This is a genomic window from Spirosoma validum (assembly GCF_014699035.1).
GTDB classification, from domain to species: Bacteria; Bacteroidota; Bacteroidia; order Cytophagales; family Spirosomataceae; genus Spirosoma; species Spirosoma validum.
The window spans coordinates 22,123-33,071 of record NZ_JACXAA010000030.1; the positions used below are offsets into that span (position 1 = coordinate 22,123).

Annotated in this window: 15 protein-coding genes; 12 read left to right on the plus strand and 3 right to left on the minus strand. The window is 42.6% G+C overall.

Translation table 11 applies throughout. The features are described 5' to 3' along the window. Nucleotides 1-174 precede the first annotated feature (174 nt). From IC230_RS33115 to IC230_RS34375, 4 genes are all read left to right on the plus strand, one after another. The gene (locus IC230_RS33115) at nt 175-633 is read left to right on the plus strand and encodes a hypothetical protein (protein WP_191043373.1); all 459 of its coding nucleotides are present in this window, start codon (nt 175-177) and stop codon (nt 631-633) included. Between the two features lie 700 nt (nt 634-1,333). Continuing rightward, nucleotides 1,334-1,732, plus strand: a complete 399-nt coding sequence (locus IC230_RS33120) for a hypothetical protein (protein WP_191043374.1) — start codon at nt 1,334-1,336, stop codon at nt 1,730-1,732. A gap of 497 nt (nt 1,733-2,229) precedes the next feature. Continuing rightward, on the plus strand, nt 2,230-2,721 hold the full coding sequence (locus tag IC230_RS34370) for an IS110 family transposase (protein WP_262893207.1): 492 nt from the start codon (nt 2,230-2,232) through the stop codon (nt 2,719-2,721). A gap of 31 nt (nt 2,722-2,752) precedes the next feature. Further along, nucleotides 2,753-3,028: a transposase gene (locus IC230_RS34375; RefSeq protein ID WP_262893208.1), complete on the plus strand. Its 276-nt coding sequence runs from the start codon at nt 2,753-2,755 to the stop codon at nt 3,026-3,028. A 459-nt stretch (nt 3,029-3,487) separates the two neighbouring features. Here IC230_RS34375 and IC230_RS33130 read toward each other — a convergent pair whose 3' ends face one another. Further along, nucleotides 3,488-4,384 (minus strand): NmrA family NAD(P)-binding protein, encoded by an 897-nt coding sequence (locus tag IC230_RS33130; RefSeq protein WP_191043375.1) that lies wholly within the window; start codon nt 4,382-4,384, stop codon nt 3,488-3,490. A 75-nt stretch (nt 4,385-4,459) separates the two neighbouring features. On the opposite strand from IC230_RS33130, the gene IC230_RS33135 reads away from it, so the two are divergent. The 5 genes from IC230_RS33135 to IC230_RS34385 all read left to right on the plus strand — a co-directional run bounded on the left by IC230_RS33135 (nt 4,460) and on the right by IC230_RS34385 (nt 7,326). Further along, nucleotides 4,460-4,867 carry a winged helix-turn-helix transcriptional regulator gene (locus IC230_RS33135; protein ID WP_191043376.1) on the plus strand — a complete coding sequence of 136 codons (408 nt, stop codon included), beginning with the start codon at nt 4,460-4,462 and terminating at the stop codon, nt 4,865-4,867. Between the two features lie 334 nt (nt 4,868-5,201). After that, nucleotides 5,202-5,393, plus strand: coding sequence for a hypothetical protein (locus tag IC230_RS33140; protein ID WP_191043377.1), 192 nt, complete (start codon nt 5,202-5,204; stop codon nt 5,391-5,393). A gap of 385 nt (nt 5,394-5,778) precedes the next feature. Next, complete coding sequence (locus IC230_RS33145; protein ID WP_191043378.1) at nt 5,779-6,021, plus strand: TraR/DksA family transcriptional regulator; 243 nt, start codon at nt 5,779-5,781, stop codon at nt 6,019-6,021. 354 nt (nt 6,022-6,375) lie between these two features. Next, entirely contained in the window at nt 6,376-6,777 is a 402-nt protein-coding gene (locus IC230_RS34380) for a hypothetical protein (RefSeq protein ID WP_223861024.1), read from the plus strand. A gap of 78 nt (nt 6,778-6,855) precedes the next feature. Then, nucleotides 6,856-7,326 (plus strand): HNH endonuclease domain-containing protein, encoded by a 471-nt coding sequence (locus tag IC230_RS34385; RefSeq protein WP_223861025.1) that lies wholly within the window; start codon nt 6,856-6,858, stop codon nt 7,324-7,326. A 109-nt stretch (nt 7,327-7,435) separates the two neighbouring features. Here IC230_RS34385 and IC230_RS33155 read toward each other — a convergent pair whose 3' ends face one another. Together IC230_RS33155 and IC230_RS33160 are read right to left on the minus strand one after the other, a co-directional pair. Then, nucleotides 7,436-8,143, minus strand: a complete 708-nt coding sequence (locus IC230_RS33155) for a recombinase family protein (RefSeq protein WP_191043379.1) — start codon at nt 8,141-8,143, stop codon at nt 7,436-7,438. Between the two features lie 4 nt (nt 8,144-8,147). Next, complete coding sequence (locus IC230_RS33160; protein ID WP_191043380.1) at nt 8,148-8,351, minus strand: hypothetical protein; 204 nt, start codon at nt 8,349-8,351, stop codon at nt 8,148-8,150. Nucleotides 8,352-8,554: 203 nt separating this feature from the next. Between IC230_RS33160 and IC230_RS33165 the strand changes: the two genes are divergently transcribed. The 3 genes from IC230_RS33165 (at nt 8,555) to IC230_RS33175 (ending at nt 10,864) form a co-directional block, all read left to right on the plus strand. Next, nucleotides 8,555-9,205 carry a recombinase family protein gene (locus tag IC230_RS33165; RefSeq protein ID WP_191043381.1) on the plus strand — a complete coding sequence of 217 codons (651 nt, stop codon included), beginning with the start codon at nt 8,555-8,557 and terminating at the stop codon, nt 9,203-9,205. A 165-nt stretch (nt 9,206-9,370) separates the two neighbouring features. Next, a complete protein-coding gene (locus IC230_RS33170; protein WP_191043382.1) occupies nt 9,371-10,222 on the plus strand; it encodes an AraC family transcriptional regulator in 852 nt (283 codons plus the stop codon). 138 nt (nt 10,223-10,360) lie between these two features. Then, nucleotides 10,361-10,864 (plus strand): hypothetical protein, encoded by a 504-nt coding sequence (locus tag IC230_RS33175; protein ID WP_223861026.1) that lies wholly within the window; start codon nt 10,361-10,363, stop codon nt 10,862-10,864. The last annotated feature ends 85 nt before the right edge of the window (nt 10,865-10,949 follow it).

Here is a 10,949-nt window from a genome sequence, read left to right on the forward strand (position 1 = left end):
TCCAGCCCAACAAATCAACGACAGCTCAACCTACCAAACCAGTTAGACCCAAACGGCCTCGCATCAAAAAGACGAACTGAAGCTTATTGAAATCAATGGCTAGTTTGACGATAATGACTTTATTTTAAGTCTAGGTTAACATAATGGCACTTATATAACACTTATTCCGTAAAAATGACGATAAGCTTTAACGAGCATAAAGCCTTCCACAATGATCTTTATGTCAATCTACCGCAACTAAAGATAGACCATTACTTTGATACATATTATTTTGTAGTGGATTATGAATTTTTGCCAAATGAGGAAACTGAAGAAAAAGTCAAAATAAGTTTAAAAAATTTACTAGCTGATTGGGAAAACGCAGTCAAAACAATGGCCGTTGGCGAAACAATCTATCTGCCTATAGACTTTTCAGATCAGTATATAGGTACTTTAAAAGTTTTCAAGCAGATCCACAACCTATTAAAGATATCTTACTGTACTCATTACAATATGGCGATGTTTCCCTCTCAAATGGGCAAAGTCAAATTCAGTGAAAAGACTGAGAGTTATAATGGTAGTGAGTCCTTTGGCATTTACATGGATAATTTTATAGATGAATTGCAAAGAGAATATTCGAAGATTAAGTTTTAGATAGCTTTGTCAAGTTATCTAAATACATAAAGGAGTTTAATTGAACATATTGAAGAATAAATTCACGAAACGATGTTATGCGCTTCTTAAAATAATCTCTTTACATAAAGTGAGTTATGAAACAGATCTAAGTTTTGTACAAACTTTCCCTAAATAGTAGAATTGTATTTTCACGATAAATCACTTATCATTGATCACTAAAGATCTGATATAAATGAAGTTTTCATTGATAATAATTGGCTTAAGCCTCCTATTACTGAATTGCCATCGATCCGTTTCTACAACCCCCAATCACGCTCTCAATGAAAAGCCGTCATCTACCCAGATCGATTCACTTCGCCCCCCTAGCAATGCAGTGATTCATGTTCTTGGAAAAGGAGAAAGTTTGGCGGATACAATTAGTATGGAAGAAGTTCGTCGTTCGTTGAAAAAGCAGGACCCATCTACCAGGACCTATAGTACGGGTGATAACTCATTTGAAGCGGTTAAAGACACAACAGGATTATAAGTATGCACACTCCGTTAAATTCGGAAAGTACAATGTTTAACTTTTTCGTAAAAAAGTTAAACATTGTATAAAACTTAGATCTGTTTTATAACTACCATTATATAAAGGAATTTAACTTAGATACGATGTACAGTTACATAATATGCTCTGAGGAAAAAGTTATATTTGCTGTTAATTGTATCAGCTAACTGTATGACAATTAAAACTAAACGGATTTTAGATTTATCCGCTTTATTCTCAATCATAGTCATTTATCTAATTGCCTGTACTGGAAACTCCTTCAATGTTAGGAGTGCCAGTCAACGACATGAATTCAAAGTCAAACAAACTCACTTTCAACTAAGCATTGATGCCCCCGTTGTTGCCGAGATTACCGGAGTACTCGACGGAAAAGCCGTGGTTTTTATGCCTAATGGTCCTCAGGATAGTACAGGCGTACCAGTTTGGGATAACAGTTACAGCGTTGTTAAACTTTCAAAAGGGAGAGTTAGCAAGAAAGTGTATATCGGTGAAATGTCTGGAGATTTTAAGTTAATCTACCAACCAACCACAGCAAAGAACGGCTTACTGAATATCAGAATAGACTATTAACCTTGTTGTATAACTGGCATTATAGTACGTTTGAACAGGTTTGAAAAATACTCAAAAAAACGGTTATTCTACCGTGAATTGAGCCACCAGCATGGGTAAGTCCGAGGCATTATTAGCGAAACCTGTTTAACATGTTTTGACTCCTGCTGGTGAATTTTAAAGCCTGGACAGTTCAATTGGGTCGCCGGTGCGATGGTGAAAAACCGCGTATGCTATGCTAGGGTCTAAAATTCAAGGCGTCAATCCCCTGTTATTTGTTTTCTTTTCTCCTTTGTAATTATCTATTTATATGACCACTTACATTGGTATTGACCGGGGCCTCCCGTGCGGTGTCTAAAGATAGTCTTTCTGTGGCTATCCCAAAACTAACGGCGGGCTGGAAAGTGAGTAGCTTCGTCAATTCGCCTGACGGCATTCGCTCGCTGGTAAATTAACTTCCCGAGCAGGCCCATTGCGTGCTGGAAGCTACCGGCTCCTACTCTGTTTTAGTGACCTATATGCTTACCCAAGCCAAGGTGACGATATCGGTCATCAACCCGAAGCAGAGCCATCACTTCGCCAAAATACATTTATCGATCACCAAGACCGATCCGAGCGATGCTATTTTATTGTCTGAATATGGGAAGTCTATTCAACCACCTGTTTATCAGATGAGTAATGATAGTTTGCTGTTACTTAGGCAGAAACGAACCTTGCTTAGACAATACCAGAAACAGCGAGTAGCGCTACTCAATTTATCCGAATCGTTCCAGCCTTTACCCCTAAAAGACCTTACCGTTCAGCAGAGTTTGCAACAGATGATTGCTCATTTTCAGGCGGCCATTGCTCAACTAAAGGCTGAAATCAATCAGATTTGTCAAGCTGATTTTGCCGAGCAGTACAAGCGATTACGGTCTATAAAGGGTATCTCTTATGCCGTTGCCACAGCCCTGATTGAGACCACGAATCGGTGCGCCGAAGCGTGGCTTTCGCGACTTTACATCCGCTAAGGCTCTGGCCAAGTTTATCGGTGTGGCTCCAATGATCTATCAATCGGGGAAAGTAGGGATCACCAAGGGAATCAACCGCTCGGGGGATGCTCATTTAAGGGGTCAATTATATATGGCTAGCTTGTCCGCTATTCGCTATAATAAACCGTGTCACGAGTGTTATCAGCGGCTGAAAGCTGCGGGCAAGGAGACTAATGTGGCCTTAATGGTCGTTGTCAACAAACTGCTTCGTCAGGCATATGCAGTCGTTAAATTCAATGAAAATTTTGACCCAAATTATCAACCTATTTTACGCTCGATGGCTTGACTTTTAACACAGTTCATGTTAACCTAGACTTAAAATAAAGCCCTTATCGTCAAACTAGCCATTGATTTCAATAAGCTTCAGTTCGTCTTTTTGATGCGAGGCCGTTTGGGTCTAACTGGTTTGGTAGGTTGAGCTGTCGTTGATTTGTTGGGCTGGATTGTAATTGGTTTATCAGCGTCCATTTTCGAGGTTGTATTTCTTCACCCTAACCTAATTTGGACTTCTATAGTTTAACTAAATAAGGGTCTGGATGACACAAGATAGATCTGAAAAAATCGATCCGTAGTAGCGGACAATCAAAATCGTTATTGGCATCATCAATTTAAAAAGTTGTCTCATTTTGGGGAGGGTATTCTGAGATCAACCAAAACTATGCCCCAGCATCAACGATTGTTGATGCTGGGGTTGAATGAATCGCCGTACTCGTATTACTGGATCAGCGCTTCCTCATAGCTTAGATCAGCTAACAGTGGTTTGGTAGACCTTGGCAAATTCAGTCGCAAATTCACTAAAAGACCGTCTTCCAAACACCTGTTCGGTGCTGTTTTGATAATAATCATCCAGTAAACCTTGGCCAATAGCTATACCCATATCGACCATGTAGTGCTGAGCAACATCGGCTTGAATACCATTCTGCACCAGCGCACTCAAGAGTAGTTGATCCGAAAGAGTGACCCACCTTAAATCCGGGCGACCAATGGATGCGCCCAATACGGCCGCCAGTTCATGGCCAGTCTTTTGGTCGCTGATGATGTTGACGGCGGTGCTACCCTGGAATGACAAGGTATTGAAGGCCTCGGCTGCGGCCTCCGCGATATCGTCCGGGTGAGACATCACTAAATCCACATCCCCATCAACATTGTTGCCAAGGATGCCCTGATGGTGGATCATGGATATACTCCCATAGAAATTAGAATAAAAACCGGCTGGTCTCAGATGCAGGACATGAACGTCTGTCAAGGCGCTTAGCCAGGCTTCCAAACTTTGATAGCCCAGTAAAGGAGGACGACCTGCTAAGACCGAACCCACACTGCTTAGATTCACTACATACTGAACACGGGCTTGACTGATGGCACGGGCATAGTTTTTACCTACGTTTTGGACAAACCGGTTGTAATCAGGCGTGTGAAAATGAGGGGGAATCATTGTGTAGACCGCATCACTGGCTTGAAACGCATTCAAAATAAAGGCTTCATCCTCCAGTGCTCCAATGAGCGGGGTTGCTCCCAAGGCTCGTATCTCAACAGCCCGATCAGGGCTTGAACTAATGACTTGTACCTGGTGACCACTGGCCACTAAGGTCTGAATTAAGGGGCGGCTAACGTTGCCAATCGACCCGGTTACTGTAATGTTCATGGGTTTGAAAGTTTTTGTGCAAACCAACCGCTGAACGTAATTTTGTCCAAGAACTGGCCCCAAAGTAGGTATAGTATGACCCCCATAAAATTAGCATCAGTGGTGCAGGAAAATAAGCGGCAGGCCTTTGTGAGCTGCCCCGTTACGTTTGTGATGGACAAGATTGGCGGCTACTGGAAGCCCATTATTCTCTTTAGCCTGTTAACGGGCCCCAAACGCTACAGCGAGCTGCGAAAAGCCATTCCCGGCTTGACCGAAAAGGTGCTTATTCAACAACTCAAACAATTGGAAACCGCTGGTTTAGTGATCCGACGGTCCAAACCTGTTGTTCCCCCTCATGTGAGCTATGAGTTGTCGGCGTCGGGTAAAGCGTTGCGCTCGGTCCTGTATGCGATGGCCGAATGGGCGGTCTCAACGGGTGGTGAGGAGTCGGCTACGTTTGCCAAGCAGATGGCTGACTTTCCGGCCGAGCCAATGGTTTAATAATAAAGTCAGGTAGGAGAATCAGATTCTTTGTTGCCGACCAATTTGCATAAGGTGTATCCGTCTCTAGTCAATGGCCCAAGAATCGCCCCATTTATCAGGACAACAGTGTAAAGCTGATAATAACGTTCATTGCTGAGGAGATCAATCTCAAATTGCCATCTCACAATTCAAACTCACATTCTCATATATTAAATGAGTTTAAGATACATACTAGTGACTAGCAAATGACGGATTTGTACCCAACGGCAAAACACCTATTATTCTACTTCCTCAGCTTCATGTCTAAACTCAATGGGTCTTTATTATAAGCGTATCGATTACCTTTGTCAATATGGAACCCATATCTGATCAACCTCCCTCCCAGCCTGATCCAGTAGCGATCCAGAAACAGCGCGTTGAAGCGGCCACTGATTTTCTGAGCATCTGCGACCGCCTGTCGACGGGTTATGACAGTGGCTACTACTGGGAAGATGTGCAACGAGCTTTACGGATTGCTGCCGGTTTAGAAAAGTGGCCTGATTGATTCTCCCAAACTTCACGTTCAATTATTTTAGCCAATAAGTAACCAATGCCTATAAACATATAACAATGAATATTTGTAACATTTTCACAACGCACCTTGTAAAAAGGTTATAGGCTAACTATAAAAGTATTGGGTTTCTATGCCGTACAGTACTTGCAGAACGCCAGACATTTTATTCCTTTACTCCTCTTTTTAAAGCCTAAATTCGTTGCTTCCGGCCGAATTAAGAACACAAGTCGGTCCTACTTAAATAGGTACATGAACTATATATAATAACCTATTTTTCAGCAAGTTAACTACAGAAAATAAGTTGCTTAATTACGACGAATTTGGCACTATCAAGCTCGGTTTAGGGTTATATTACTAGCGACTAAATACCCATTACATGTACTGTATTACCTGTGGGCATTTAATTCCCGAAGCTCGTCTGAAGGCCCTACCAACGGCCAAAACGTGTGTCCACTGTTCACAAGCGCAACGAGTAGCGGGCTTTCCGTTGATTACCGGTAAAACCGAGTATTCTGCTCTTCAACTCGTATCACAAGCTGATGCCCAACAGCTGCATAAAATGGGAGCTCGACGAGGCACCGGTGCCTCTACCTATATGAAGCGCGAGAAGCGGACCTAGTTTCCTTGATTCGAAACCGGTAGGTTTGCTGCCTTCAACTTAGCTTACTACTCTTACTACTGGCTGACTCCTCCACGAGTTAGCCTTTTTTATAGACCTGGTGTAAGAATGGTTTTCTGGTATTACCACTAAGGGTGCGCTTGCCGAATCGCACCCATAAGAGCTAGATTGATTTTAGCCGCAATGTCCTATTTTCGTTGAATGAATCAAAAGGTATGCTACTTCCTGAAGACGAGCGCATAAATATAGCTAGCCTGGCATCCCGTCTTTTCAGACACAACCAACTCCTATAAATTTTACTGGTTGCTAGCGATACTGGACAGTCTGCGTGAAAACGGTCGGACACGAATAGCCATGCGGGATCTATCAATACGCATGATCGCCAGTGTATGGTACCCGCTCGATTATTTCAAATTGTCGTTTGGTAGGCAGGATAGCTTTAAGTTGATCGCCGATTTCGTATCAGATCGAATGGTAATTGACAACGGTCCAACGGCCCCAGGATTGGTTGATCAGCTACGAAGCGGTTTGTCCGAAAGCGATTTGACAACCCTGTATGGTAAAGCTGGCAACTTATTGCGTTTTGTACCCTATCGCTTTATCAGACCCTTCTTCGCGCAGGAATTGCGAGGGATACCCGATTATCAAGTCAACGCCCGACTCGTTGAACTAGCCAATCAGTCGTCAAAAGCACCATACCGCTTTATTGGCGATGACATCGAAATGACCCAGGACTGGTTCAGGTACCTGAACTAGCATCAGGCTATACTACGGGGCTATACACATTGGCACCTGGTTCGGTTTCTGCAAAAGCATAATCCGAATGTCATCGGCTTGACGGAAAAACTGGAAAAACCTGGAGTTCGGATATTAACCAGCGCCAGCAAATTCTGGAAAACCTATTTAGTAGCCAATCCAACTTTGACCTGTATTTATTCCGGTCAGCCAATCACCGAAGCTAACCTAAGCTTAGACCATTTTCTACCCTGGTCCTATGTAGCTCACGATCAACTTTGGAATATCATTCCAACGCCCAAAGCGATTAATTCCCGGAAAAATGACTGGCTACCGTCGATAGATTTATACTTCAATGCCTATGCCTGGCTTCAGTACCAGGGTTTCCAGTTTCACGCAATCAACGGCAATAATAAGCTACTGGAAGATTACCACCTGTTCTTTGCCCAAAGTCTGGATTCGTTACGAGATCAGTCATTTGACTGGTTCAGGGAACGGTTGGAGCGCCAGATTATACCTCATGTTCAGACTGCCCAAAACCTAGGTTTCCCTTATCCTTTTAAACTATAAATGAAAGAGTAGCGAATCGCCAACGTAGTCATCATAGCCACTCCCCTTCCTTGTTGCATGAGGGTTCTCTACTAACCTCCGAGCTATGATTAGCACTACTACCTTGATGTTAGTCCTTGGCTGTCTGCTGTTGTCGCTTCAGTAAGCGCATGACCTGAGTGGCCTGAAAAGCACAACCCCGTACGGTATGAAAGCCGGTCTGGTTAAGGTGGTCGGCAATTTGAGAATAATTTTTGCCAGCCTTATACATCATGTCGGCAACAGATAAGGCCCGCCGGTTTGCCGGGTTGGCTACCGCATTCCGCCGGGTAGTTTCTCCGCCTTTCTGCTGACCCTGGGCCGTTAGGTTCTCGGGCTTACCCAGTTTAGCCCCCTGGGCAATCTTAGCGGCTAAAGCCGATCGGGTGCGAGCACTGATCAATTCCCGCTCATGTTGAGCCAGGGAGGCAAATATGCCAATGGTGAGTGTATTGGCATCGGGCATATCGACGCATTGGAAATTAACCCCCGAATCCCTCAAGGTAAAAATAAAGGATGCATTCCGGCTCAAGCGATCCAGTTTGGCAATGACGAGTATAGCGCTCTCTTTTTTGGAACGCTCAATGGCCGCTGCCAGTTGAAGACGCTGGTTGTTCTTACCCGATTCAACCTCAGTATACTCGGCTAAGATATCCCCTTTAATAAATCCGGCCACAGCCGTGCGCTGTGCTTCCAATCCCAACCCTGAATCCCCCTGTTCTTTGGTGGATACCCGGTAGTAAGCTATATATTTAGTGAGGCCTATAGGGATTACGACAGAGGTTGGTTTCTTCGCCATTCGCCTACAGAATTACTTTATTAATCCGAAAGGTGAGAAAGGGGTATTTCTTGGAGAAATCCATCAGGCGGGTTTCGGCCTCTTCCAAACTCAATTGTTCGGCCGAGTCGGAAAGGGGTAAAAGTGCCCCGGTCGAGTCATCAAATTCTTTGACGGTGGTCCACTCCCCCTGAACGAGTGAGAGAAACTGAACTTCGTAATAAACCATAACATATATACTTTATTTCACAAAAATATATTTTCTTGTTCGTTTTACAAGGCTTGAACGCTCGTTGTGAAAATGTTACAAACACCCTATTTTTCCTATATTCGCCCGTGGAACACTTGAAATTAGAAAATTTGATGGAAAAAGGAATGGAAAAATAAAATCCCCCCTTTTTTAACCCTTATCTCTATACGTCATAAAATTAAATGAAGTACGTTCCTTACTACCGAGTCTCAACGGCCAGCCAAGGTAAAAGTGGATTGGGACTATCGGCCCAGCAGGATATTGTCCAACGCTTCCTCAAAGCCGGCGACGAACTGCTTGATGAGTTTATTGAAGTCGAGTCGGGGAAACGAGCGGACCGCCCCCAACTGGCCTCGGCCATTGCACATGCCAAACAGCACAAAGCACGCTTGCTCATTGCCAAATTGGACCGACTTAGCCGCAATGTGTCATTTATATTTTCGTTGCGTAATTCTGAAGTTGACTTTGTGGCTTGTGATATTCCTGATGCCAACATCCTTACTGTAGGCATCATGGCTGTATTAGCTCAACATGAACGAGAGCTGATCGGTGAACGCACCCGATCCGCCTTAGCCGCAAAGAAAGCCCAGGGTCATAAGCTAGGCATGCCTAACATTACTACCGAAGTGACTCGTCGAGGTTTAGCCGTCCGTCAACAGAACGCTCAGGTGAATTTAGCCAATCGACAAGCTGCGGAGTTGATTCGCTTGTACCGCAAAGATGGACTGACCTACCGGGCTATTGCCGATCGGTTGAATCAAATGGGCTATCGCACTCGCCGTGGCCAGGAGTTCTTGGCCATGAGTGTTAAGCGATTAGATAGAACCTTGTAAATGGAGAAGCAGTAACGTATGTTGAAGAAAATTTTTATGGAACGAATCAGGAATAATTTCCTTACTGATTTAAGCTGAAACCAAACGGATAATTTATTTCATGAATCAAGAATCATAGTTTTTCCATTCGTCAACAGAACCGTATTGTACTAAACGAGAAGAGACATGGTAGACGATTATAAAAAAATTGATTTATTTGGAAAGTCATTCCTTCAAAAAGTTGCCCTAAAACCACCTTTTACATTTGATTTTCCAATTGCGAATCAAGCCTGCTTTATATATATACTGGAAGGGGATATACAATATCAACTTGATAATGAGCAAAAAAATATTCCTACGAACTACTCCTTGTTTTTAAATTGTATCAACTCAGGAGGACAAATACACGGCACAAAAAGTAATTGTGAACTGATCATCGTTACGTTCTACCCGGATATTCTAAAGAAAATATATGATAGAGAAATACCACTAATACACCAAGCGCCCCAGAATCTGGTATCAAATCAATCCAGTGAAAAAATAAATAATGACTTTTTAATTCAAAAGTATATTGAAGGTTTGTTGTTTTATTTCGAAAACCAATCCTTAGTGAATGAGGATATTTTAATACTGAAATTAAAGGAGATTATGCTTTTACTGTCGCAAACCCGGAATGTGAAGGCCATACAAGTTATTCTATCGCAACTTTTCTCGCCAACTACCTATACGTTTAAACAGATCATTGAAGCTCATTTGTTTTCGCAGCTTACTCTGGATGAATTGGCGCAGCAATTGAATTTAAGTATCTCTTCCTTCAAACGAGAATTTGCCAAAATATATGGCGATACACCGGCCAAGTACATAAAAACAAAAAAGCTTGAAAAAGCGGCTCAACTCCTGTTGGCTTCTGATCAACGGATTACCGACATTGCTTACGAGTGTGGATTCAATGACCTGGCCAATTTCACCAAAAGCTTCAGTACTAGCTACAAGTGTACACCTACAGACTACCGGCTGAAGCGATCGAATAAATTCTAGTAAAGATAATTGCGTCTCAACCGCTGATCATTCTGGCTTTAAAAGCTAGATTTTAGAGTGAACTAAATTGCCAAACAATTGAACTAAATCATAAAATCCGTCCCGTTTTTCCCCTGCACCTTTGCCCTGTTCAAACAAATGGGAAAAATGGGACTATCTAATTTAGGAATATTTCATACAGTGATTGGCCTTGTTGCTCTTATAGCGGCTATCCTATCGTTTATACGATACGGCAAAGTAAATTTGTCGCATCCTACCGGTAAAATTTATTTTTTCGGTACAGTCACTACGTCGTTAACGGCCCTAGGCATATCGAAACATGGGGGCTTTAATCCTGGTCATGTTTTTTCTATACTCATCGCCATTTTAGTAGTCGTTGCTTTTTTTCTTTACGCTCGAAGAAAAGGCAATAATGCCTCTCGTTTTATTGAAAATTTTTGCCTGTCATTGAGTTTTTTCTTATCATTAATTCCTACCGTAAATGAAACATTTACTCGCGTTCCTATTGGTCATCCTTTGGCAAAGGATATTACGGATCCCTTGATTGGTAAAACGCTTCTAACTCTTTTCATTCTGTTTATTGTCGGTAGTGTTTATCAATTTATCAAGCAGAAGCGGATTAATAAAACGATCCATGCCTAATTTAATCACTGAAGTTACGCAACTGGGTTAACTGGACAAATTATCTTTGGTCATGCAAACCAACCTTGATCTCTACACGGACTAC